Below are 23387 nucleotides of genomic sequence, written 5' to 3' on the forward strand. Positions count from 1 at the left end.
GCGTCAAGACAACCACTTCGTGCGAAGCGCCGCCTGGGACGCCAGGTAGCTCACACCTGCGTGATCCTGACGGCGTCGGCTATGACGTACCCGGTCGCGGACGTCCAGCGGCTGACGCCCACCACGTTGTACGTGCCCGCGGCCAGCGTGTACGTGCCGAGCACCCGCCACTGGCCGCCGCCGGAGCGCTGGTCGACCGTCACCGTCTGGTTCCCGCCACTGGCCGCCACCACGTACGGGGTCGCGCTGTTGTAGCCGGAATTGGACGGGTACCAGACCTCCACCCGGTAGCTGCCCGTGCTCGGGATGGCCGCGCGGAACCAGGCCGGGTCGCTGGCGGCGACCGGGGTGGCGAAGCGGTAGTCGGTGCCGTGGAGCTGCGTGGAGTAGGACGAGGTGCCCCAGGCCGACGACGCGGTGAACCCGGCGTCGGCGTTGTCCACCACCACGCTGAACGTCCCCGACCCCGCCGATCTGCCGGCGCTCGGCTGGCTCTCCTGGTGCTGTCGGGTGAGCGCCGTCACGTAGTAGGTGGCGGAGGCCGGGGCGGCGGCGTCGGTGAAGGAGGTCTGCCTGGTGGTGCCGAGCAGGTTGCGGGCGTCGGCGAAGAAGCAGGGGTCGGCGGTCGGAGGCGTGCCGTCCACCCGGTAGACGGCGTAGTAGGCGCCCGAGCCGGTCCAGGAGAGCTGGACGCCGCCGGAGCCGCGCACGGCCGAGCCGATCACCGGCGCGGCGGGAGCCGCGCCGGCGCCGCGGGCGGGCAGCAGCGCGGGCCTGGTGTAGTGGGTGTTCACCAGCGTGGTGATGGCGCCGATCCGGTCGGCCTTGACGTCCTTGGCGCTGAAGTAGACGTCCCCGGCGATCTCGGGGTGGCGCCGGTTGTCGGTCAGGTGGTCGCTCAGCTCCGACGGGTCCTGCCAGGCGGCGTCCTGGCCGGACGCGCCCGCCCGGTAGGCGGCCTGGCCGACGACGAGCTGCACGGAGGTGCCCTTGACGACGTCCGACCACCACGCGGTGAGCACCTCGTACGCGGCGGCCGAGTAGCCGATGTGCCAGTAGATCTGCGGCGCGAGGTAGTCCACCCAGCCCTGCTTCACCCACAGGCGGCTGTCGGCGTAGATCGCGTCGTACGACTGCAGGCCGGAGGTGCGCGAGCCGAGCGGGTCGGTGGAGGAGTTGCGCCAGATGCCGAACGGGCTGATGCCGAACGCGACGTGCGGCTTGGCCGCGTGGACGCGCTGCCCGAGCTCCTGCACGAGCCGGTTGACGTTGTCGCGCCGCCAGTCGGCGACGCTGGGGAAGCCGCCGCCGTAGGTGGCGTAGGTGGCGGAGTCGGGGATGGTCTCGCCGCTCACGGGATACGGGTAGAAGTAGTCGTCCAGGTGGACGCCGTCGATGTCGTAGCGCGAGACGGCGTCCATGACGGCGTCCTCGATGAAGGTCCGCACGGCCGGGATGCCGGGGTTGTAGTAGAGCTTGCCGCCGTAGGCGAAGCGCCAGTCGGGGTGCTGGCGGGCGGGGTGGGTGGAGACGAGCTTGGTGGGGTCGTCGTGGTTCGCGATCCGGTACGGGTTGAACCAGGCGTGGAATTCGATGTTGCGGGCGTGGGCCTCGGCGACCATGAAGGCGAGGGGGTCGTAGCCGGGGTTCGTCCCCTGGGTGCCGGTCAGCCACTGCGACCACGGCTCGTACGGGGAGGGCCAGAACGCGTCGGCGGTGGGCCTGACCTGGACGACGACGGCGTTCATGCGCTTTTGGACGGCGAGGTCGAGCCAGGCGCGGAACTCGGACTGCTGGGCCGACACGCTGAGCCCGGTGCGGCTCGGCCAGTCGATGTTGGCGACGGTGGAGATCCACATCGCGCGGAGCTGCCGTTTGGGGGTGGCGGGGTCGGTGGCGCAGGCCAGGGCGGCCGCGGAGGGGGCGGGTGCCACGATGCTCACGAGTGCGACGGCCAGCGTCGCGAGGGCGGCCGATGCGGCCAGGACGGTACGCAGAAGCGCGGTCACGAAAGGAAGTTTCAGCGCATCCCCGGCAAAGCGCAATAGTTTTCAGTCAAGGCAAGGGGACCCAAAAATCCACCACCCGACCCCACCGGCTCCCGCCTGGAACGCCCTCCCATGTGGAACGCCCTCCGGCCCGACGAGCCCCCCCACCCGGGGGAACCCTCCCTGCCCGGCGGCCTTCCCGCATGGCGAGGCCTCACGTCCGGCGAGCTTCCCCCCTGGCGGACTTCCACGTCCAGCGGGCCTTCCGCGCGGCGGGCCTCGGCGCCCTTCAGTGCGTCCCATCCGGGACGCGCGCCGGCGCAGGGGGACCCCTCCCCAGAGTGGTGGGCGAAAAGTTTCACCTAACTCATGAGTAATGTCAATTATCGACATCCAGTCAGAAACTGCCGTACGGTGCACCCGATACCCCCCATCGAGGAGCACCCCATGTCTCGTCGCCCGCGATTAGCCGCCCTCGCCACCTCGATCAGCGCCGCCCTCCTCGTCGTCGCGGGACAGCCCGCGCTCGCCGACAGGGCCACCCCTCTCCCCGCCGCCTTCTCCCGCGCCGCCGCCGCCCAGGACGTCCCCCGCGACCTGCTCGTGGCGCTCGCCTACGCCGAGACCCACCTCGACGGCCACGCCGGCAAGCCCAGCGCCAGCGGCGGGTACGGCGTCATGCACCTGGTCAGCAACCCGAGCAACCACACCCTGGAGAAGGCCGCCGAGCTCACCGGCCTGCCCGTCGAGAAGCTGCGCGCCGACGACGCCTCCAACGTCCTCGGCGGCGCCGCCGTGCTCCGCTCGTACGCCGACGAGCTGGGCCTCGACGAGAACGCCCGCAAGGACGCGGGCCGGTGGTACCGCGCCGTCGCCAAGTACGCGGCCGCCGCCTCGCCCGAACTGGCCAGGCTCTACGCCGACGCCGTGTACGAGGGGCTCGGGCTCGGCGTCTCGGCCCGCGGCGTGACCGTCAAGCCGCAGGAGGTCACCGCCGACCGCGGCGAGTACGCGGCCACCCGCGACCTCAGCGCGCAGGCGGAGATCCTCAGCTCCGACTACCCGGACGCCGCCTGGGTCGCCGCGAGCTCCAGCAACTACACCGCCTCCAGCCGCCCGTCGAGCTACGCCATCGACCGCGTGGTCATCCACGTCACGCAGGGCTCGTACGCCGGCACGATCTCCTGGTTCCAGAACCCGAGCGCCCAGGTGTCGGCGCACTACGTGGTCAAGTCCTCCAGCGGCGCCATCACCCAGATGGTGCGGGAGAAGGACATCGCCTGGCACGCGGGCAACTGGACCTACAACACCCGGTCGATCGGCATCGAGCACGAGGGCTACGTCAGCGACGCCTCGTGGTTCACCGACGCGATGTACCGGTCGTCGGCGGCCCTGACGAAGGCCATCTGCGACAAGTACGGCATCCCGAAGGACCGCTCGCACATCATCGGGCACAACGAGGTGCCGGGCGCGACGCACACCGACCCGGGTTCGTACTGGAACTGGACCACGTACATGAACTACGTGACCGGCGGCGGCACCCCGTCGTGGTCCACGACGGTGGACAACACCACCGCCGGGCAGTTCACGGCCAGCTCCAACTGGGGCACGTCCTCCTACTCCAGCCAGCGCTACGGCGCCGACTACCGGTTCGCCAACCCGGTGGCGGCCAGCGACCCGGCCTGGTACCAGGCGACGATCCCCAGCGCGGGCACGTACAAGGTGGAGGTGTGGTACCCGGCCGACGCGGGGTACAACAGCTCGGCGCCGTACATCGTGGCCGCCTCAGGCGGTAACCAGACGGTGTACGTCGACCAGCGGTCGGGCGGCGGCTCCTGGCGCAGCCTGGGCACCTTCTCGCTCAACGCCGGCACCTTCAACGTCGTCGGCGTCAGCCGGTGGACGTCGGGCACCGGCTACGTGATCGCCGACGCGGTGCGGATCAGCCGCTGACACCTCGCACAACCGGGCCCACGTTGTGGTGAAAAACGTGGGCCCACCCTCTTGCGCATCATGTAATCGATTACATACCCTCATGAAATCGATTACACGGAGGAGGGTGCATGGCACGCATCAAGGACGTGGCCGCGGCGGCCGGAGTGTCCGTCGCCACGGTCTCGCGCGTGCTGAACGACAGCCCGTCGGTCAACGACGAGACGCGCCGCCGCGTCTACGACGCCATGTCGGCGCTCAACTACGTGCCGAACGCCGTGGCCCGCTCGCTGCGCACCACCGCGACCAGGACCATCGGCCTCATCATCGGCGACATACTCAACCCGTTCTTCACCGAACTGGCGAGAGGCGTCGAGGACGAGGCCAGGCGCGAAGGCTACACGGTCGTCATGGGCAACGCCGACGAGCGGCCCGACGAGCAGGACCACTACGTCCGCACCCTGCTGGAGCAGCGGGTCGACGGCCTGCTCATCTGCCCCACGGCCGAGCTGACGCCGCTGGTGCAGCAGCTCGCCGAGGCGGGCAGGCCCCTGGTGTTCCTCGACCGCTCGATCGCCGGGCTGGACGTCCCGACCGTGCGCTCCGACGGGGCGTCCGCCATCGCCGAGCTCGTACGGCACCTGCGGGAGCAGGGCCACCGCAGGATCGCGCTGGCCTCCGGCCCCGCCACCCTGTCCACCGGACGGGAACGCACCGAGGCGTTCGCCGCGGCCATGGCCGCCGAGGGCCTGGAGCTGCGGCCCGAGTACGTGCGGCCCGGCGACTTCCGCGAGGGCAGCGGCCGGCGCATCACCGCCGAGCTGCTCGACCTGCCCGAACCCCCCGACGCCGTCTTCTTCGGCGACAACCTGATGACGCTCGGCGGCCTGGAGGAGATCCGGGCGAGGGGCTTGCGCATCCCGCGCGACGTGGCGATCGCCTCCTTCGACGACGTGACCTGGTTCAAGCACATCGACCCGCCCGTCACGGCCATCGCCCAGCCGGCCGCCGAGATGGGCAGGCACGCCGTGCGGCTGCTGCTCAGCCGCGTCAACGGCCGGCCGGCCGCGTCGGCGGTGCTCCCGGCGACGCTCGTGATCCGCCGGTCCTGCGAGGGAAAGGGCTCATGATGAGCAGCGACAAGGCCAGGACCAGGGCACACGGGACGGAGATCCTGCGGGCCGAGGGGCTGCGCAAGGGCTTCCCCGGCGTGCAGGCCCTCGACGGGGTCGACCTGACCCTGCGCGCCGGCGAGGTGCACGTCCTGCTCGGCGAGAACGGCGCGGGCAAGAGCACCCTCATCAAGATCCTGTCGGGCGCGTACCGGCCGGACGCCGGCCGGGTGCTGGTGGACGGGCAGCCGGTGGAGATCCGCGGCGCGGGCGACGCGCAGCGGCTCGGCATCGCCACCATCTACCAGGAGTTCAACCTCGTCCCCCAGCTCACCGTCGCCGAGAACCTGTCGCTGGGCCGCCCGCCCCGCAGGTTCGGCCTGGTGGACCGCAAGCGCATGATCGAGCAGGCCGAGGCGCTGCTCGACCGGGTCGGCGTGGACGTCGACCCGCGCACGCCCGTCGGCCGGCTCGGCATCGCTCGCATGCAGATGGTGGAGATCGCCAAGGCGCTCGCGCTCGACGCCCGCGTCCTCATCATGGACGAGCCCACCGCGGTGCTCACCACGGGCGAGGTGGAGAAGCTGTTCGCCATCGTCCGGCAACTGCGCGACGACGGCGTGTCCATCGTGTTCATCACGCACCACCTGGAGGAGATCGCCGAGATCGGCGACCGGGTGACCGTGCTGCGCGACGGCAGGTCCGTGGCCGAGGTGCCCGCGGGCACCCCGCAGGACGAGCTGATCGGCGTCATGGTCGGCCGCCCCATCGACCAGCAGTACCCCCGGCAGGCCGCCGGGCGGGGCGAGCCCCTGCTGAAGGTCTCCGGGCTCACCAGGACCGGCGTCTTCGACGACGTGTCGTTCGAGGTGCGCGCCGGCGAGGTGGTCGGCGTGGCCGGGCTGGTCGGCGCGGGCCGCACCGAGGTGGCGAGGGCCGTCTTCGGCGCCGACTCCTACGACGCGGGCGAGGTGGTCGTGCGCGGCAGGCGGCTGCCCAAGGGCGACGTCCACGCCGCCATGGAGGCCGGGCTCGGCCTCGTGCCCGAGGACCGCAAGGGCCAGGGGCTGGTGCTGGGCGCCGACATCGGCGAGAACCTGGGCCTCGTCACCATGCGCGCCGCCACCAGGGCCGGCTTCGTCGACCGCGCCGGCCAGCGCGGCGCCGCCGCCAAAGTGGCCGAGCAGCTCGGCATCCGCATGACCGGGCTGGACCAGGAGGTCCGCACGCTGTCGGGCGGCAACCAGCAGAAGGTGGTCATCGGCAAGTGGCTCGTGGCCGACGCCCACGTGCTCATCCTCGACGAACCCACCCGCGGCATCGACGTGGGGGCGAAGGTCGAGATCTACCAGCTCGTCAACGAGCTCACCGCCGCCGGGCGGGCAGTGCTCATGATCTCCAGCGACCTGCCGGAGATCCTCGGGATGAGCGACCGGATTCTGGTCATGGCGCGGGGGCGGCTCGTCGGCGAGCTGCCCGCGGCCGGGACCACGCAGGACGACGTGATGGCGCTGGCGGTCACGGAGGTGGAGGGTTCTCGTGTCCAGTAATGTGCTCGCCCGGCGGTCTCCGGCCGCGTCGTGGTTCGCGGAGAACGGCGCGCTGGTCGCGCTCGTCGTGCTGGTCGTGGCGCTGTCGCTGCTGTCGGCCGACTTCCTCAGCGTCACGAACCTGCTCAACGTGGGCGTCCAGGCGGCCGTCACCGCGATCCTCGCCTTCGGCGCCACCTTCGTGATCGTCACCGGCGGCATCGACCTGTCCGTCGGCTCGGTCGCCGCGCTGTCGGCGATCGTCCTGGCCTGGACCGCGACCTCCGCCGGGCTGCCCTGGCCGGTGGCCACCGCCGTCTCCCTGGCCGTCGGCGTGGTGTGCGGGCTGGTCAACGCGGCGCTCATCGCGTACGGCAAGCTCCCGCCGTTCATCGCGACCCTGGCCATGCTCGGCATCGCCCGCGGCCTGGCCCTCGTCATCTCCCAGGGCAGCCCGATCGCCATGCCGGACGCGGTCTCCACCCTGGGCGGCACCTTCGGCGACTACCTGCCGATCCCCGTGGTCGTCATGGTGATCATGGGGCTGATCGCGGCCGTGGTGCTCAACCGCACCTACCCCGGCCGCGCCATGTACGCGATCGGCGGCAACGAGGAGGCCGCGCGCCTGTCCGGCATCAAGGTGAACAGGCAGAAGCTCATCACGTACGCGCTGTCCGGCGCGTTCGCGGCGGTCGCCGGGATCGTGCTGGCCAGCCGCCTCGCCTCGGCGCAGCCGCAGGCCGCCGCCGGCTACGAGCTCGACGCCATCGCGGCCGTCGTGATCGGCGGCGCCAGCCTGTCCGGCGGCAAGGGCCGGGCGCTCGGCACGTTCGTCGGCGCGCTCATCCTGGCCGTGCTGCGCAACGGGCTGAACCTCCTGTCGGTCTCGGCCTTCTGGCAGCAGGTCGTGATCGGCGTGGTGATCGCGCTCGCCGTGCTCGTGGACACCCTGCGGCGCAGGGGAACCAACTAGAAAGGGAAAGATCATGCGGATTCCCGCGATTGTCATGGCCGGTGCGGCGCTCACCCTCGGTCTGGCCGCCTGCGGTTCGTCCGGCGGCGGCGGGTCTGCGGGCTCCTCCGGCGGCGGGGACATCAAGATCGGCATGTCGGTGTCGACGCTGAACAACCCGTACTTCGTCCAGCTCCGCGACGGCGCGCAGGCGCAGGCGCAGAAGCTCGGCGTCTCGCTCACCGTCACCGACGCGCAGAACGACGCCTCCCAGCAGGTGAACCAGGTTCAGAACTTCACCAGCCAGAACATGAAGGCGATCATCATCAACCCGGTCGACTCCGACGCGGCGGCCCCGGCCGTCAAGGCGGCCGACCGGGTCAAGATCCCGGTCATCGCGGCCGACCGCGGCGTCAACGGCGCCGACGTGGCCCAGACGGTGGCGTCCGACAACGTGGCGGGCGGCAAGCTCGCCGCCGAGCAGCTCGCCAAGGACATGGGCGAGAAGGGCAGCGTGGTCGTGCTCCAGGGCACGCCGGGCACGTCCGCGTCGCGCGACCGCGGCCAGGGTTTCGAGCAGGGCATCGCCGCGTTCCCCGGCATCAAGGTCGTCGCCAAGCAGCCGGCCGACTTCGACAGGACCAAGGGCCTCGATGTCATGACCAACCTGCTGCAGTCCCACCCGGACGTGACCGGCGTGTTCGCCGAGAACGATGAGATGGCGCTGGGCGCGATCAAGGCGCTGGGCGCGAAGGCGGGGCAGCAGGTCAAGGTCGTCGGCTTCGACGGCACCCCCGACGGGCTGAAGGCGGTGCAGGCGGGCACGCTGGCCGCCAGCGTCGCCCAGCAGCCCAAGCTGCTCGGCCAGCAGGCCGTGGACGCCGCCGTCAAGGCGGCCAAGGGCGAGACCGTGGAGAAGACGGTGGCCGTGCCGGTGAAGGTCGCGACCAAGGAGAACGTCGCGGAGTTCGAGTGAAGCGCTCGGGGATACTGAACGCCGACCTGGCGGGCGCGCTCGCCAGGCTCGGCCACACCGACCACGTGCTGGTCTGCGACAGCGGCATGCCGCTGCCGCCGGGGGTGCCGGTCGTCGACCTGGCCTTCCTGCCCGGCATCCCGTCGTTCGCCGACGTCCTCGACGGGCTGCTCGCCGAACTGGTCGTCGAGGGCGCGACGGCGGCCGAGGAGGTGCGGGCGGTGAACCCGGGCTGCGCGGCGCTGCTCGGCTCCCGGCTGCCCGGACTCACCCTGGTGCCGCACGAGGAGCTGAAACGCCTGTCGGCTGGCGCCCGCCTGGTGGTGCGCACCGGCGAGGCCAGACCGTACGCGAACGTCCTGCTCCGCTGCGGCGTCGCCTTCTGAAAAGCCCGGCACCCTCCGCTCAGGCGGTCGCGCCGCGTCGCCTTCCAGAACACCCCCCGCCCTCCGCTCAGGCGGTGGCGCCGCCGTCGATGACGTGGTCGTGGCCGACGACGAAGGCCGACTCCGGGGCCGACAGCCACAGCACCGCCGCGGCGATCTCCTCCGGGGTGGCCACGCGGCCGATGGGCAGCGCGTCCCGCATCCGCTCGTCGCGCTCCTCCTTCGTCTCCCCCGGCCGCGCGGACATCGGCGTGTCGATGGGGCCGGGGCTGACGGCGTTGATCCTGACGCCGTCGCCGATGTGGTCGCGGGCCGCCGTGCGGGTCAGCGACGAGACCGCGGCCTTGGACGCGGCGTACGCGCTCGCCCCCGCCAGCCGCCAGTGGGCGCCCACGTTGGACGCCACGTTCACGATCGCGCCGCCCCCGTGCGCGCGCATGTGCGCGATCTCGTGCTTCATGCTGAGGAACACGCCCTTGAGGTTCACGGCGAGCACCTGGTCCCAGGTGTCCTCGTCGTAGTCGGCCACCGGGGCGAACCCACCGAAGATCCCGGCGGCGTTGCAGGCGACGTGGAGCCCGCCGTATCGGGTGACGGCGGCGTCCACCATGGTCGCCGCCTCGGCGGACCTCGTGACGTCGCAGGCGAACGCGCTCGCCCGGCCGCCGTCCTCCTCGATCGTCTTGACCAGCTCCGCGAGCCTGCCCTCGTCGCGCCCGGCCACCAGCACGGCGGCGCCCTCGCCCGCGTACGCCCTGGCGACGGCGCCGCCCGTGACGCCGCTCGCGCCGGTGACGAGCGCGACCTTCCCCGCGAAACGACCAGCCATCACACACTCCATTACTAGATCGATCGGTCTCAAAACCGGAGGGCATCCATCGCCCGGTCCACGGCGGCGCGCAGGCGGCGCTCGTCCGGGTCGGCCCTGCCGAGCACCCGGACGCCCTGCAGCAGCACCAGCAGGAAGGAGGCCAGCGCGGACGGGTCCTTGTCGCGCGGGATCTCGCCCTGCGCGCGGGCCCTGGTCAGCGCCGAGGCGAGCGCCGTCTCCAGCTGCGCCCAGCTCGCCACGACCTTCCTGGCCACCTCGGGGTCGCGCGGCGCCAGCTCCACGGCCGAGTTGACCACCATGCAGCCCCTGCGCCGCTCGTCGGCCAGGCACTCGGCCACGTACGCGTCGAAGAAGGCCCGCACCGCGGGCAGCGCCGGACCCGGCTGCGACAGCACCTCCACCACGTCGCGCCTGCCCAGGTAGCGCTCCAGCGCCTTCATGTACAGCTCGTGCTTGCCGCCGAACGTGCCGTAGATGCTCGCGCGCGCGATGCCGAGCCGTTCCACCAGGTCGGCCATCGACGTCGCCTCGTAGCCGCGCTCCCAGAACAGGTCGAGCGCGCGGTCGAGCACGACGTCGGGATCGAACTCCTTCGTCCTCGCCACGGACAGGACGGTAGCACTATCCAGAACGATCGGTCAAAAATCACCCCGGCTCCGGCTTGAGCCGTCCGTCGCGAAGGCACCGCGCCATGGAGCCCGCGCCGACTGCCTGGCCGTCGCGCTCCGCGCGCACCGCGACGGACGGCCCCGGGCGGCGTGTGGCTACGCGCCGGGTTCGCGGAAGTCTGGGTTGTCCTCGTCGGGGCCGGGCGGCGTCTGGGTCAGGAAGCCGAGCGGCGCCTCGTTCTCCACGGCGCGTTCCGCCTCCGGGGTCTCCTCCACCGGGGTCCGCTGGGCGGGCACGCCCAGGAGGCCGATGCTGTCCTGCTCCCCCCGGCTGCGGATGACGTCGTTGATCGCCCCCATGAGCTCCTGCCTGGTGTACTCCCCCTCCGGCAGCTCGTTCAGATGGGTCATCATGTCGGCGGGCAGGTGCACGTCGTCGGACACCTGGACGTACACCTCACGCAGCGGCACCCGGTCGCGGCCGTGGAAGGCCTGGTCGATGGCGTGCTGCAGCTCGTCGAGCAACGCGTGGTCGGTCATGTCTGTACTCCCCCTCGGGTCAGCAGGTCCTCCGCCTGCTCCAGCACGGCGGTCACCGGCACGTCCGTCACCCACGAGCCGTCGTGCGCGCAGCGCGGGACCGTGAAGTCCACGCCGCTGGCCCCGCAGTCGGGGCACGCCGTGGTCCAGGAGATCAGCGGCCGGTGCAGGGTCCTGACGAGGGGACCGGCGTTGATCAGGTTGCCGCACCAGTAGACGGCGACGGTCGGCGTGCCGACGGCGGCGGCCAGGTGGCGCGGGCCCGTGTCGTTGGCGACCAGCAGGTCGCAGCGCTCGTAGAGCGCGCCGAGCGCGCCGAGCCCGAGCGCGCCCGCGAGCGGGATCGCGGGGCGCCGCATGGCGTCCACGACCTCCGTCACGAGGTCCTTGTCCTCCAGCGAGCCGGTCACGACGACCGGGCGGTCGAGCCGGTCGGCCACCTCGGCGAAGCGGCGGGCGGGCCAGCGGCGGCGCGGGTCCTTCGCGCCCGGGTGGACGGCCACCAGCCCCGGCGGCGGCTCCCCGAACGCGTCGGCCAGCTCCGCCCGGTCGTCGCCGGTCACCTCCACGCGGGGCTCCAGCGACCCGGCGGCGCCGCCGACCAGAGCGGCCACCTCCAGGAAGCGCAGCACCTCGTGGTGGTAGTACAGGTACGGCACCCACCGGTCCAGCGGTTCCGCGTCGGGCGTGCGCAACCCGGCGGTGACCCGGGCGCCGAGCCGCCGTACGAACGGGTTGGAGTTCCTGCCGCCGCCGTGGAGCTGCACCGCGAGGTCGAACCGCCGCCCGCGCAGCTCCTCGATCAGCGTGTCCGGCGCGGCGTGCCCGCGCTCGGCGGCCGAGACTCCGCTGATGGGCGGCAGCGCCACCACTTCGTCCACGGGGCCTGGCCGCCCCGTGAGGAAGTCGGCGTGCCAGGGCGTGCCGAGCAGGGTGAGCGTGGCCTCCGGGTACGCGGCCTTGATCGCCTCCAGTGCCGGGAGGGTCACGATGAAGTCGCCGATCGCGTTGGCGCGCAGCACGGCGATGCGCCGCACGTCCTCGATCACGCCCTGCCCCGCGCCCTCCATGCAGTCGCCCTCCCCTGTCTCCGGCCCGATCACCGACCCCAGCTCCAGCCCCAGCTCCAGCCCGAGCTCCGGCACGAGCTCCGGCCGAGTTCCGGCCCGGCCTTCCGCCCGACGGCCGTCCCGCGCCGCGCCACGGGCACGGCTCAGGCACGGGCCAGGCACAGCTCAGGCACGGCTCCGCGCCGGCGCGCGGGTGCGCGCCGGACCCCTCTAGCGGCCTGGCTACCCCCCGCCACCCGGCCGTAACGTCTTCACGGAAGGTCCGTGCTCGGGCGCGATTTGTAGCGGTTCGTGTTTGCTTGGGCGTTCCTCAGGTAGCTCGCCAGTCATGGGCACCGCGAACGAGAAGATCGTCAACGCCGTCGTCGTGGGCGACGTCATGCTGGACTCATGGCTGCACGGCTCGGTGAAGCGGATCGCGCAGGAGGCGCCGGTGCCTGTCATGCGTCTGGAGGGCACCGAGGAGGCCCCGGGCGGAGCCGGCAACACCGCCGCGAACCTGGCGGCGCTCGGCGCCCGCACCCGGCTGGTCGGAGCCATGGGCGACGACGAGTGCGGCGAGCTGCTCGGCCGGTCGCTCCGCCTGCTCGGCGTGCAGGCGGACCTGGTCGTCGTGCCGGGACGGCGCACCGCGCACAAGCGGCGGCTGCTCGCGGGCGGCCAGCTCACCGCCCGCTACGACGAGGAGGACCTGTCGCCCATCCCGCCCGAGACCGAGCGGCAACTGCTCGTGCTGCTGGCCGAGCTGCTGCCGGGCGCGGACGTCGTGGTCGCCTGCGACTACGGCGGCGGCGTCTTCACCCCGGCCGTGCGCGCGGCGCTGGCCTCGTTCCCGCTGCTCGTCGTGGACGCCCACCAGGTGGCCCCGTGGCGCGATTCGGCGCCCGCCGCCGTGCTGCCGAACTACGCCGAGGTCGTACGCCTGCTGGAGGAGGACGAGGACGGCGACCGCCTCGCCTACCTGACCGCCAGGTCGGGACGCCTGCTGGAGGCCACCGGCGCCCGCATGGTGGTGACCACCCTGGACGGCGACGGCACCCTGCTGCACCAGGCGGGCGTGCCCCCGTACCGGACGTACGCGGAGCCCGCCCCCCAGCACATGACCACGGGCGCCGGCGACACCTACACCTCGGCCTTCGCCCTCTGGCTCGCCCAGGGCGCCACGCCGGAGGAGGCCGCCGAGGCCGGGCAGGCCGCCGCCGGGGTGGTCGTGCGCCGTCCCGGCACCGCCGTCTGCACCCGGTACGAGCTGCTGCGCGCGCTGCGCCGCCAGGAGGGCACCGTGCAGCCGCCCGAGCGGCTGGCGCGGCTCCTCGACGAGCACCGGCGGCGCGGCGAGCGGGTGGTCTTCACCAACGGCTGCTTCGACGTGCTGCACCGGGGTCACGTGTCGTACCTGGAGGAGGCGGCGCGGCTGGGCGACGTGCTGGTGGTCGCGGTCAACACCGACGCCGGGGTGGCCAGGCTGAAGGGCCCCGGACGCCCGGTGAACCCGTGCGAGGACCGGATGTCGGTGCTCGCCGCGCTGAACGGCGTGGACTACGTGACCTGGTTCGACGAGGACACGCCGGAGCGGCTGCTGCGCATGTTCCGCCCCGAGCTGTACGTCAAGGGCGGCGACTACACGGCCGAGATGCTGGCGGAGGCGCCGCTGGTCCGCTCGATGGGCGGTGAGGTGCGGGTGCTGTCGTACCTGCCCGACCACTCGACCAGCGCGATCATCGGGCGGATGCGCTCCGGCGAGGAGGAGCCGGAGGGCACCGCGCCCTGACCCGGGCGCGGCCCTCAGCAGATGCGCGGGAGCGGGTCGCCGACGAGGACGTCCACCACGCGGGTGCCGCCGAAGCCGGTGCGCAGCAGCACCATGCCGGGGTTGCCCTCCTCCACGCGGCCGATCACCGCGGCCTGCGCGCCCAGGGCGTGGCCGCGCAGCGTCTCCACGGCCCGCTCCGCGTGCTCGCCCGCCACGACCGCGACGAAGCGGCCTTCGCAGGCGACGTACAGCGGGTCGAGCCCGAGCAGCTCGCACACCCCGGTCACGGGGGGACGCACCGGCAGCGTGTCCTCCTCGACCGTGATGGACAGCCCCGCCGTGCCGGCCAGCTCGTTCAGCACGGTGGCCACGCCGCCCCTGGTGGCGTCGCGCAGCGCCCGCACCTGGCCGGGCACGGCCTCCAGCAGGGCGAGGGCGAGCCCGTGCAGCGGCGCCGTGTCGGAGGCGATGTCGCCCTCGATGCCGAAGTCGCCCCTGGCCAGCATGATGGCCGCCCCGTGCTCGCCGATCGGCCCCGAGACGATGACCGCGTCGCCGGGACGCGCCGCGCTGAACGCGTGCTCGACCGTGCCGACGCCGGTGGTGGTGACGTAGCAGCCGTCGGCCTTGCCCCGCTCGACCACCTTCGTGTCGCCGGTGACGATCGTCACGCCGGCCGCGGAGGCCGCCGCCGCCATCGACGCGGTGACCCGGCGCAGGTCGGCGACGGGGAAGCCCTCCTCCAGGATGAACCCGGCCGACAGGTAGCGCGGGCGGGCCCCGCACATGGCCAGGTCGTTCACGGTCCCGTTGACGGCCAGGTCGCCGATGTCGCCGCCGGGGAAGAACAGCGGCGACACCACGAACGCGTCAGTGGTGAACGCCAGGTCTCCCGCGCCGGCCGGCAGCGTCGCGCCGTCGCCCAGCGGGGCGAGCAGCGGGTTGCCGAACGCCTCCACGAACACGGCCTCGACGAGCGTGCGGGTGGCCTTGCCGCCCGCGCCGTGCGCCATCGTGATCCGTTCGTCCCTGACGACGGGACGCCGGCGGCGGGCCCGCTCGATCCTGTCGAGTACCTGCTGCTCGCGGCTCACGCGCGGATCGCCTCCCTGTTGAAGCGGCCGAAGGTGTAGTAGGCGGCGCAGGCGCCCTCCGAGGACACCATGCAGGTGCCGATCGGGGTCTCCGGGGTGCACGCGGTGCCGAACACCTTGCACTCCCACGGTTTGAGCACGCCCTTGAGCACCTCGCCGCACTGGCAGGACTTGGGGTCGGCCACGCGCAGGCCGGGCAGGTCGAACAGGCGCTCGGCGTCGAAGGCGGCGTACGCGTCGGCGACGCCGAGCGCCGAGTCGGCGATGCTGCCGAGCCCTCTCCACTCGAAGTACGGACGCAGCCGCATGACCCGGCCGATGGCCTCCATGGCGACGGGGTTGCCCGCCCACGGGACGACCCTGGCGTACTGGTTCTCCACCTCGGTCCTGCCCTGGGCGAGCTGGGTGAGCAGCATGTGGATCGACTGCAGGATGTCCAGCGGCTCGAACCCGGCGACCACCAGCGGCTTGCCGTAGTCGCGGGCGATGAACGCGTACGGGCGGCAGCCGATCACGGCCGAGACGTGGCCGGGGCCGATGAACCCGTCGAGCCGCAGGTCGGGCGAGTCGAGGATGGCCCGGATGCCCGGGATGATCAGGACGTGGTTGCAGAAGACGGAGAAGTTGGCGATGCCCTCCTCCGCGGCCCGCAGCACGGTCATCGCGGTGGACGGCGCGGTGGTCTCGAACCCGATGGCCATGAACACCACGCGCCGGTCGGGGTTGGCCCGCGCGATCTTCAGCGCGTCGAGCGGCGAGTAGACCATCCTGATGTCCGCGCCGGCCGCCTTGGCGTCGAGGAACGAGCCGCTGCCGCCGGGCACCCTGGTCATGTCGCCGAACGAGGTCATGATGACGTCGGGCTGCCTGGCGATGTGGATGGCGTCGTCCACGCGGCCCATCGGGATCACGCAGACGGGGCAGCCGGGGCCGTGCACGAGCGTGACGTTCTCCGGCAGGAGGTCTTCGAGCCCGTGCTTGTAGATGGTGTGGGTGTGCCCGCCGCACACCTCCATGAAGGTGTAGCGGCGGCCGGGGTCGCACAGGGCGGCGATCTCGTCGGCGAGCGCCCGCACCCGGCCCGCATCCCGGTATTCGTCAACAAATTTCATGAGATATCCGACCCGCGCAGTGCGTCCAGCTCGTCGTCGTACGCCTGACCGAGCCCCTCCAGATAGTCGAGCACCGCCCGCGCCTCCGACTCCGAGATCTTCGACAGGGCGAACCCGACATGGACCAGCACCCAGTCCCCCAGCCGCAGGTCCTCGTTCACCAGCAGGCCGATGTTGATCCGCCGGCGCACCCCGGCGACGTCCACGACGCCGAGGTCGGCCTGCTCCTCGACGTATCCGACCAGCTCACCGGGGATGCCCAGGCACACGCGCCGACTCCTCCCCGGTCCCGCCGCCCTGCCTGTCCGGCTGCCCGTCCGCCTGCCCGTCCGCGGGCGCGTACTCGACGGATTCGAGCACCAGCTCGTCGCCGCCGCTCACCTCCACCTCGCCGCCGCACACCGGGCAGGCGGCCAGAGCGTCCATCGACTCGGCGCGGCCCCCGCACTCTCGGCAGCGGACCGTCAGCGGGGTGATGACCACGTCCACCACCGCGCCGCCCGCCGCCGTGCCCGCGGCCGCCTCCGCGAACGCGTGCTCGAAGGCGTCCTTCGACACCGCGTGCCCGGCGCCGACCCGCACCCGCGCGCCGGTCACCGTCCTCCCGCCGGCCCGTTCCTCGATCAGATCGACCAGGCCCTCGCACAGTCCGAACTCGTGCACTACATCCGCTCCATCCTCAGATACCTGCGGATGGACGGCCACTGGTGCACCACCAACGCGATCGTCCCGCAGGCCACGGCCAGCTTGAGCAGTTTTCTCATCTCATGTCACCCCCACTCCCACGCACACCCGTCGCGACGCGTCAGGCACTTTCCGTAATCATGTCCATAACGAGGTCTTTCACCAGCCGTACCGCCTCGTCCACCGCGCCCAGCACCGGCTCGCTCAGCTCCACCAGCACGTCGTCGGCGTCCTGCGCGGACGGCTCGCAGCACACCACGAGCACCCGCTCCGGCAGCCTGCCCAGCTCCCTGGCCAGCGCCAGCACCTTGACCGGGTCCATGCCGTGCGTCTCGACGGCGGTGCCCGGCTCGGGCAGCTCCGGTTCGAGCACGGTGAGCGTGCCGGGCGGCTCGCCGCGCGGCGCCGCGTCCACGAACACCACGCCGTCGTAGTCGCGCTGCAACGCGTACGCCAGGTCCAGCCCGCGGATGCCGAAGTCCACGACGTCCACCCGGCCCGCCGGGAGACCGGCCCCCGCGCCCTCCCCCGTCAGCCGGCGCACCACCTCGACGCCGAACCCGTCGTCACCGAGGAACACGTTGCCGATGCCCGCCACCAGGACGCGCGGCCCGCTCTCGCCGACCGGCTCCAGCTCCTCGGCCGCGTAGAAGAACCGGTGCAGCTCGCGCAGGTCGCGGCCCGGGTCGTCGTCGAGGGTCACCGCGAAGTGGAGCACGCCCCCGTCGTCCTGCTCGATGCTGTCGATCACGCCGACCCGGCCGGCCAGCGCGAGGTCGAAGATGTCGGCCGACGACCTCGGACGGAGCCGCACCCGGCTGCCCCTGGCGAGCCGCACGCCGTCCACCACCGCCTCGGCGGGGCCCGGCCGCTCCATCTGGCTCCAGAAGTCCACCTCACGCCTCCCGCATCGTGCCGTGCAGCCTCATGAGCTCCTCTGGCGAGAGCGAGACGCAGCGGTCGAGGATCTCCCGCGCCCGCGGGTCGCCGCCGCGGATCTCCGCCCGCTCCTGCTCGCTCAGCGCCAGCACGCTCAGCGTGAGGAGCTGGTCGATCTCCGTCGCGTCGAACAGGTCGCCGGGGCTCTCCGGCGCGATCCTCGGGTGGTCGTACAGGATGATCGGCGCGGCGAGCATCGTGTGGCGCTCGCCCTCCTCGCCCACCAGCACCGGCCAGGAGCCGACGTTGGAGCAGCCGGCGGCGAGCTGCCGCAGCTCCTCAGGGGGGTCCATCAGCGAGACGAACCCGCCGCCCTCGGAACGCATCACCATGTGCGCCGACATCATCGTGCGGCGCATCGCCTCCTGGCGAGTGCCGCCCTCCCACGGCGTGGTGTTGACCACCTTCACCGTGAGCCGGTAGACGCCGGGCAGCGGGCGCTCCGCCGAGATCTCCACCCGGCCGGTCAGCGCCTCCCAGCCGCGCAGCAGCACGCCCTGGTCGCCGAGCCACTCGGCGCGCTGGCCCGCCGGCACGTCGATCTCCATCTCGTACGGGCACTGCAGCAGCTCCGCCAGGTCCAGCCCGGCGACCGCGACCTCGCGCTCGCGCGCCTCCTCCCTCGGGCGGTGCAGCGCGTCGCCGACGGCCAGCTCAGGAACCGGTTCGAGCCGCCCGTCACGCTCCCTGGCCACCTCGCAGGCCACCAGGTGCAGGAACCGGACGTGCACGTCCACGGTGTCGGCCGGGTCCGCCTCCACCAGGCACTGCGCCTGCGTCAGCCAGGGGTGGCCCTCGTTCGCCCGCCCGTACGGCTCCGGGTGCACCCCGCCGAACGTCCATCTGTGCCGGTTCTTCAGCGCCGACTGCCGGTACGGCCACAGCAGGTAGCCCTCGTACAGCACGGTCCGCGCGATCTCTCTCACGTGATCCACCGGTCAGCCCCCGCCCGTCCTCAGCAGCGCGTCCACCACGTCGTCCCAGCCCACGAGCGTGTGCCTGGCCCGGTAGGCGTGGAGCCGGTCGAACGCGTCGCGGCTCAGCCTGATCCAGGCACTCCCCGGGAAGTAGCGGTCCATCAGGTCCTTCCACGCGCGCGCCGGCATGCGGAAGTCGTACTCGCAGCGCACCGGCGCGGCCTGCAGGCGGCCGTCGTCCACGTAGAAGACGGTGCCGCCGAAGAGGAACTGCAGCGGCACGTCACCGCCGTCCAGCCCGTGGAAGAACTTGGTCGCGGCCACCTCGAAGTCGTACGTGCAGGTCACCTCGACCGCCGCGTCGGCGCTCCTGCCGAACGCGGGCAGCTGGGTGACGGTCCGCGCCCACAGCAGGCTGCCGAGCGTCCTGCCCCAGTCCTCCGGCGCGCCGAACAGCTCCACCAGCCGGGCCTGCTCGTCCCGCCCGTACGCCCTGGCCGCCGCGTCGATGCGGATGTGCGTGGCCAGGGTGAGCGAGCGGACCTGCGGCCCTTCCTGGTTGGCGATCCGCAGCGGGAAGCGCAGGGTCGGCACGGCGGCCGCCTCGGCGGGCTCCACGCCGGTGACCTCGATGCGCAGGTCGGGATGGCGGGAAGGCATCGCGTTCACGCCGGGGAGAGGCTCGGCGAGTCGGGGTCGATCGGGTCGCGCGAGCCCGCCTGGATGCCTGTGGAGCGCGCCGCCGTCGAACGGCCGTCGGGCAGGTGGCCCTCCTGCTTGTCGTAGTTGCCGGTGGAGTTGCCCTCCTTGACGCCCTTGACGTGCGACGGCGTGTCGGGGCGCGCGTCGCGGCGCCCCGTCCTGATCGGCTGTTCCTTGCTCATGACGGCCTCCTGGCTGCCGGTACGGACGTGGAGCGCCGCCGCAGCGCCGCGAAGTACTCGGAGAGCTCCGCCCAGACCTCCGGGCCGCCGGCGAAGCCCTTCCAGTGGGTGCGCAGCAGGCCGACGAGCGCGTAGCAGTCGTCCACCGGGACGATCCAGTGCTCGTGCTCGTCGCCGGTGCGGTTCACCAGCAGCGCCTCGACGTCGTCGGCGAGCCCTTCCAGTGCCGGGTTGTCGCGGACCAGCCCGGCCCACAGCGGCTCGTCGAGCGGCGACTCCACGGCGCCCGCCGGGCTGGGGTAGAACAGGGCGGCCCGCCCGGCGGCGGAGTCGCGGAACACGAAGGCGGTCTGCACCGGGATGCGCAGGCTCGCCCAGGTGGGGTCGTCCAGCGTGAACCCGGTGAGCAGCAGCCGCCGGTCGGGCACCAGGCGGTAGGTGGCGCCTCCTGCGGCCTGGTGGCCGAACAGCACGGCGCACGCCCTGCAGGCGCAGCGCAGCACGCGGGCGCGCAGGTCCAGCAGGTGCCGGTGCTCGGGCGCGACCGGCTCGCCGCACACCTCGCACCGCTCCGCCGCGTCACGGCCCCCCGCGGCATCCGCGGGCGCCGGGAAGGCGGCCCGGGTTCCCTCCGCGGGGCCCTCGGCCCCTGATGCGGGAGCCTGGGCCTGCTCGGCCGCGGTTCCCTCCGCGGGAGTCTGGAGCTGCTCGGCCGGGGGCCGGACGCGGCCCGTGGCGAGGGTGCGCAGCAGCGCGCCCGGCCGTGCCCCGCGGACGGCGGCCGAGTTCATGTACGGGCCCCGAGCAGGCTCTCGACCGGGATCACCGGGGCCGGCCTGGCGATCTCGACCCGCTCCACCTCGGGCGCCGCGTCGTACACGGCCCGCTCCACCGACGCGGCCGAGCAGCCGCAGCCGCCCCCGGCGACGCGCACCCTGGCCACGCCGCCCTCCAGCGACAGCAGCTCGGCGCCGCTGCCGCGCAGCGCCGCCTCCACCCGCTCGCGCGTGCCCACGGGGTGCAGGTCGTGCAGGAGCAGCAGGCTCCCGACGAGGTCGTCGGCCGCCAGCCGGCCGGCGACCTCCTCGCCCACCGCGTCCACGATCCTGGCCAGGGCCTCGCCGTACAGTCCGAGCAGCGCCCCGGCCAGCTCCACGGCGTCGCCGTCGGCGGCCTCCAGCATCGCCTCGATGGCCTCGATGCTCTCGTGCCGCGCCATCACGCCCCCTGGACGCTGTTGCCGAGCGTCGGCGAGTGCACCTTCTTGAGCACCTTGCCGCCGCCCAGGTACATGTGGACGCCGCACGGCAGGCACGGGTCGAAGCTGCGCACGGTGCGCATGATGTCGATGCCCTTGAAGTCGTCGGGCCCGTTCTCCTCGAAGATCGGCAGCCCCTGCACGGCGTCCTCGTACGGGCCCGGCGTGCCGTACACGTCGCGCGGGCTGGCGTTCCAGGGCGTCGGCGGGTACGGGTGGTAGTTGGCGATCTTGCCGTCCCTGATCACCATGTGGTGCGAGAGCACGCCGCGCACCGCCTCGTGGAAGCCGCAGCCGATCGCGTCGTCCGGCACGTCGAAGTCGGTGAAGACCTTGGTGTAGCCGCCCCTGACCTCGTCCAGGCCGCGCTCCACGAAGTAGAAGGCCATGGCCGCCGCGTACGCGATGAAGTAGATGCGCGCCCGGTTGCGCTCGATGGTGTTGGCCCAGCGCGGCACCCTCCATTCGAGCTGCATGTCGGGGAACGACGGGCTCTTCGGCAGGTTGATGACGACGCTGCTGCCGGTGGCGCGCACCGTGCCGGTGTCGACGATGCCGGCGAGGGCCGTGGACCACAGCCGGGCGAGCGGGCCGCCGCCGGTGTCGAGCGCCAGGTGGTCGCCGGTGCGCTGGTCGTACCAGCGGGGGCTCATCACCCAGCTGTACTTGCCGCCGTCGAGGTCGCGCTTCTGCGGCTTGGGCAGCGTGGTCTGGTTCCACGGGTGGCGCTGGTCCACCGGGTTGCCGAGCGGGTCGTGCGTGACGAATGTCTCCTCGCTCACCCAGTCGTCGTAGTACGAGCTGCCGAGCAGGATGCGCATGCCGAGGTTGATGTCCACGAGGTTGGTCGTGAGCAGTTCGCCGTCGAGGACGATGCCGGGCGTGACGAACATGCGCCTGCCCCACTCGTTCATGTTGCGGTAGTCGTAGTCGACGGCCTCGGGGTCCTGGAAGGTGCCCCAGCAGCCGAGCATGACCCGCCGCTCGCCGACCTTCTCGTAGCCGGGCAGCGCCTCGTAGAAGAAGTCGAAGAGGTCGTCGTTCATGGGGACGGCCTTCTTGACGAAGTCGAGGACGCGCAGCAGCCGCGACAGGTAGTCGGTGAACAGCTGCGGGGTGGCGACGGTGCCGACGCCTCCCGGGTAGAGCGTGGACGGGTGGACGTGCCGCCCCTCCATGAGACAGCACATCTCCCTGGTGACGCGGCTGATGACGAGCGCCTCGCGGTACATGTCGCCGGTGAACGGGTTGAACGCCCGCATGATGTCGGCGATCGTGCGGTGGCCGTGCAGGTCGCCGCGGGGCGCCTCGGTGGTCTCGGCGCGCCTGAGCAGGCTCGGGTTGGTCTCCTTGACCATCTGCTCGCAGTAGTCGACGAAGACCAGGTTGTCCTGGAACAGGGTGTGGTCGAACATGAACTCGGCGGCCTCGCCGAGGTTGATGATCCAGTCCGCCAGCGGCGGGGGCTTCACCCCGTACGCCATGTTCTGGGCGTAGATCGAGCAGACCGCGTGGTTGTCGCCGCAGATGCCACAGATGCGGCTGGTGATGAAGTGCGCGTCACGCGGGTCCTTGCCCTTCATGAACACGCTGTAGCCACGGAACAGCGACGAGGTGCTCTTGCACTCGACGACCTCGCGGTTGTTGAAGTCGATCTTCGTGTAGATGCCGAGGTTGCCGATGATCCTCGTGATCGGGTCCCACGACATCTCGACGAGCTCGCGCCCCTCGTGCGCGGCCTCGCGGCTCTCCTGTCTGGTCGTCACCTTCCGTGTCCCCTTCCTGGCCAGCGCGGGTTGTAGCCGCTGGTGAGCTTGCGCCCGTTGTGGCGCCACTTCGGCTCCCTGTTGGCCGAGGCGTTGGTGATGCCGCGCATCTTGCGGATGAGGGTTCCGTACACGGAGGTCATGGCCGAGGAGACCGCGCCGCCCGGGGGCTCGTCCATGAACGGCATGAACTTGTCGGGGAAGCCCGGCATGGTGCAGGCGATGCAGATCCCGCCGACGTTCGGGCAGCCGCCGACGCCGTCCATCCACCCGCGCTTGGTGACGTTGCAGTTGACGACGGGACCCCAGCACCCGATGCGGACCTGGCACTTCGGGGAGTTGTAGTCGTGGGCGAAGTCGCCCTGCTCGTAGTAGCCGGCCCGGTCGCAGCCCTCGTGCACGGTCTTGCCGAACAGCCAGGTGGGACGGAGCTTGTCGTCCAGCGGGATCATCGGAGCCATCCCCGCCGCCTGGTACAGCAGCCAGGTCAGGGTCTCCATGAAGTTGTCCGGCTGCACCGGGCAGCCGGGCACGTTGACGATGGGCAGGCCGCCGGCGGAGCGGAAGTCCTCTCCGAGGTAGTCGGTGAGGCCCATGCAGCCGGTCGGGTTGCCCGCCATGGCGTGGATGCCGCCGTACGTGGCGCAGGTGCCGATCGCGACCACGGCCCACGCCCTGGGCGCGAGCCGGTCGATCCACTCGTTGACGGTGATGGGCTGCCCGGTCACCGGGTCGTTGCCCATGGACGTCCAGTAGCCCTCGCCGTTGATGTGCTCGTTCGGGATGGATCCCTCGACCACGAAGATGAACGGGCCCAGCTCCCCCGCGGCGGCCTTGCGGAACGGCGCCACGAAGTCCTCGCCGACCTCCTTGGCGAGCACCTTGTTGTGCAGGTGGACCTTGGGCAGCCCGGGCACCAGGCCCAGGAGCACGTCCTCGATGCTGGGCAGCGAGGCGGCTGTGACGGAGACGGTGTCGCCGTCGCAACTCATGCCCTCGGACGTCCACAGGATGTGTACTTCGTCCAGAGCAGTACCGGTATTGGTGGCAGTCAT

General features: G+C 72.1%; 23 protein-coding genes and 1 pseudogene. 6 read left to right on the plus strand and 18 right to left on the minus strand.

Going from position 1 to position 23387, the window contains the following annotated elements; all coding sequences use genetic code 11:
- Nucleotides 1-50 precede the first annotated feature (50 nt).
- Nucleotides 51-2009, minus strand: coding sequence for a family 10 glycosylhydrolase (locus BMX74_RS39215; protein ID WP_055509207.1), 1959 nt, complete (start codon nucleotides 2007-2009; stop codon nucleotides 51-53).
- Nucleotides 2010-2435: 426 nt separating this feature from the next.
- On the opposite strand from BMX74_RS39215, the gene BMX74_RS39220 reads away from it, so the two are divergent.
- From BMX74_RS39220 to rbsD, 5 genes and pseudogenes are all read left to right on the plus strand, one after another.
- Nucleotides 2436-3941, plus strand: a complete 1506-nt coding sequence (locus tag BMX74_RS39220; RefSeq protein WP_055509205.1) for a golvesin C-terminal-like domain-containing protein — start codon at nucleotides 2436-2438, stop codon at nucleotides 3939-3941.
- Between the two features lie 110 nt (nucleotides 3942-4051).
- Nucleotides 4052-5050, plus strand: coding sequence for a LacI family DNA-binding transcriptional regulator (locus BMX74_RS39225; protein WP_055509202.1), 999 nt, complete (start codon nucleotides 4052-4054; stop codon nucleotides 5048-5050).
- Nucleotides 5050-6582 carry a sugar ABC transporter ATP-binding protein gene (locus tag BMX74_RS39230; protein WP_091105514.1) on the plus strand — a complete coding sequence of 511 codons (1533 nt, stop codon included), beginning with the start codon at nucleotides 5050-5052 and terminating at the stop codon, nucleotides 6580-6582. Before BMX74_RS39225 ends, BMX74_RS39230 begins: the two co-directional genes overlap by 1 nt.
- Nucleotides 6572-8489: pseudogene (locus tag BMX74_RS46135) on the plus strand (ABC transporter permease/substrate-binding protein). The gene BMX74_RS39230 and the pseudogene BMX74_RS46135 overlap by 11 nt, the downstream one beginning before the upstream one ends.
- Entirely contained in the window at nucleotides 8486-8875 is a 390-nt protein-coding gene (gene rbsD / locus BMX74_RS39245) for a D-ribose pyranase (protein ID WP_091105517.1), read from the plus strand. Before BMX74_RS46135 ends, rbsD begins: the two are co-directional and overlap by 4 nt.
- A gap of 67 nt (nucleotides 8876-8942) precedes the next feature.
- Here rbsD and BMX74_RS39250 read toward each other — a convergent pair whose 3' ends face one another.
- The 4 genes from BMX74_RS39250 to BMX74_RS39265 form a co-directional block, all read right to left on the minus strand.
- The gene (locus BMX74_RS39250) at nucleotides 8943-9704 is read right to left on the minus strand and encodes an SDR family NAD(P)-dependent oxidoreductase (protein ID WP_091105519.1); all 762 of its coding nucleotides are present in this window, start codon (nucleotides 9702-9704) and stop codon (nucleotides 8943-8945) included.
- A gap of 29 nt (nucleotides 9705-9733) precedes the next feature.
- On the minus strand, nucleotides 9734-10312 hold the full coding sequence (locus tag BMX74_RS39255; RefSeq protein ID WP_055509192.1) for a TetR/AcrR family transcriptional regulator: 579 nt from the start codon (nucleotides 10310-10312) through the stop codon (nucleotides 9734-9736).
- Between the two features lie 159 nt (nucleotides 10313-10471).
- A complete protein-coding gene (locus BMX74_RS39260; RefSeq protein WP_055509190.1) occupies nucleotides 10472-10855 on the minus strand; it encodes a hypothetical protein in 384 nt (127 codons plus the stop codon).
- Nucleotides 10852-12000 (minus strand): glycosyltransferase family 9 protein, encoded by a 1149-nt coding sequence (locus BMX74_RS39265; protein ID WP_236715128.1) that lies wholly within the window; start codon nucleotides 11998-12000, stop codon nucleotides 10852-10854. The genes BMX74_RS39260 and BMX74_RS39265 overlap by 4 nt, the downstream gene beginning before the upstream one ends.
- A 253-nt stretch (nucleotides 12001-12253) precedes the next feature.
- Between BMX74_RS39265 and rfaE2 the strand changes: the two genes are divergently transcribed.
- Complete coding sequence (gene rfaE2 / locus BMX74_RS39270) at nucleotides 12254-13696, plus strand: D-glycero-beta-D-manno-heptose 1-phosphate adenylyltransferase (RefSeq protein WP_091105520.1); 1443 nt, start codon at nucleotides 12254-12256, stop codon at nucleotides 13694-13696.
- 14 nt (nucleotides 13697-13710) lie between these two features.
- On the opposite strand, the gene hypE is transcribed toward rfaE2, so the two are convergent.
- The 13 genes from hypE to BMX74_RS39330 are packed head-to-tail and all read right to left on the minus strand — an operon-like array spanning nucleotide 13711 to nucleotide 23387.
- Nucleotides 13711-14772, minus strand: coding sequence for a hydrogenase expression/formation protein HypE (gene hypE, locus BMX74_RS39275; protein ID WP_055509185.1), 1062 nt, complete (start codon nucleotides 14770-14772; stop codon nucleotides 13711-13713).
- Nucleotides 14769-15884 (minus strand): hydrogenase formation protein HypD, encoded by a 1116-nt coding sequence (gene hypD / locus BMX74_RS39280; protein WP_055509183.1) that lies wholly within the window; start codon nucleotides 15882-15884, stop codon nucleotides 14769-14771. The genes hypE and hypD overlap by 4 nt, the downstream gene beginning before the upstream one ends.
- A complete protein-coding gene (locus BMX74_RS39285) occupies nucleotides 15881-16153 on the minus strand; it encodes a HypC/HybG/HupF family hydrogenase formation chaperone (protein WP_055509181.1) in 273 nt (90 codons plus the stop codon). The genes hypD and BMX74_RS39285 overlap by 4 nt, the downstream gene beginning before the upstream one ends.
- Nucleotides 16131-16547 carry a hydrogenase maturation nickel metallochaperone HypA gene (locus tag BMX74_RS39290; RefSeq protein WP_055509179.1) on the minus strand — a complete coding sequence of 139 codons (417 nt, stop codon included), beginning with the start codon at nucleotides 16545-16547 and terminating at the stop codon, nucleotides 16131-16133. Before BMX74_RS39290 ends, BMX74_RS39285 begins: the two co-directional genes overlap by 23 nt.
- Nucleotides 16547-16648: a DUF6893 family small protein gene (locus BMX74_RS46810; protein ID WP_420538161.1), complete on the minus strand. Its 102-nt coding sequence runs from the start codon at nucleotides 16646-16648 to the stop codon at nucleotides 16547-16549. The genes BMX74_RS39290 and BMX74_RS46810 overlap by 1 nt, the downstream gene beginning before the upstream one ends.
- Before the next feature lie 41 nt (nucleotides 16649-16689).
- The gene (locus BMX74_RS39295; protein ID WP_236715127.1) at nucleotides 16690-17463 is read right to left on the minus strand and encodes a hydrogenase maturation protease; all 774 of its coding nucleotides are present in this window, start codon (nucleotides 17461-17463) and stop codon (nucleotides 16690-16692) included.
- A 1-nt stretch (nucleotide 17464) separates the two neighbouring features.
- Nucleotides 17465-18433: a hypothetical protein gene (locus tag BMX74_RS39300; protein WP_055509178.1), complete on the minus strand. Its 969-nt coding sequence runs from the start codon at nucleotides 18431-18433 to the stop codon at nucleotides 17465-17467.
- Nucleotides 18434-18445: 12 nt separating this feature from the next.
- Entirely contained in the window at nucleotides 18446-19084 is a 639-nt protein-coding gene (locus tag BMX74_RS39305) for a DUF6084 family protein (protein ID WP_055509176.1), read from the minus strand.
- Nucleotides 19085-19089: 5 nt separating this feature from the next.
- Nucleotides 19090-19308 carry a hypothetical protein gene (locus BMX74_RS39310; protein ID WP_055509174.1) on the minus strand — a complete coding sequence of 73 codons (219 nt, stop codon included), beginning with the start codon at nucleotides 19306-19308 and terminating at the stop codon, nucleotides 19090-19092.
- Nucleotides 19305-20099 (minus strand): DUF5947 family protein, encoded by a 795-nt coding sequence (locus tag BMX74_RS39315; RefSeq protein ID WP_218154205.1) that lies wholly within the window; start codon nucleotides 20097-20099, stop codon nucleotides 19305-19307. The genes BMX74_RS39310 and BMX74_RS39315 overlap by 4 nt, the downstream gene beginning before the upstream one ends.
- Nucleotides 20096-20527 carry a NifU family protein gene (locus tag BMX74_RS39320; RefSeq protein ID WP_143078923.1) on the minus strand — a complete coding sequence of 144 codons (432 nt, stop codon included), beginning with the start codon at nucleotides 20525-20527 and terminating at the stop codon, nucleotides 20096-20098. Before BMX74_RS39320 ends, BMX74_RS39315 begins: the two co-directional genes overlap by 4 nt.
- On the minus strand, nucleotides 20527-22332 hold the full coding sequence (locus tag BMX74_RS39325) for a nickel-dependent hydrogenase large subunit (protein WP_236715126.1): 1806 nt from the start codon (nucleotides 22330-22332) through the stop codon (nucleotides 20527-20529). The genes BMX74_RS39320 and BMX74_RS39325 overlap by 1 nt, the downstream gene beginning before the upstream one ends.
- Nucleotides 22329-23387, minus strand: a complete 1059-nt coding sequence (locus BMX74_RS39330; RefSeq protein ID WP_055509169.1) for an NADH-quinone oxidoreductase subunit B family protein — start codon at nucleotides 23385-23387, stop codon at nucleotides 22329-22331. Before BMX74_RS39330 ends, BMX74_RS39325 begins: the two co-directional genes overlap by 4 nt.

This window comes from Nonomuraea pusilla (assembly GCF_900109355.1).
In the GTDB taxonomy this organism is placed as follows: Bacteria; Actinomycetota; Actinomycetes; order Streptosporangiales; family Streptosporangiaceae; genus Nonomuraea; species Nonomuraea pusilla.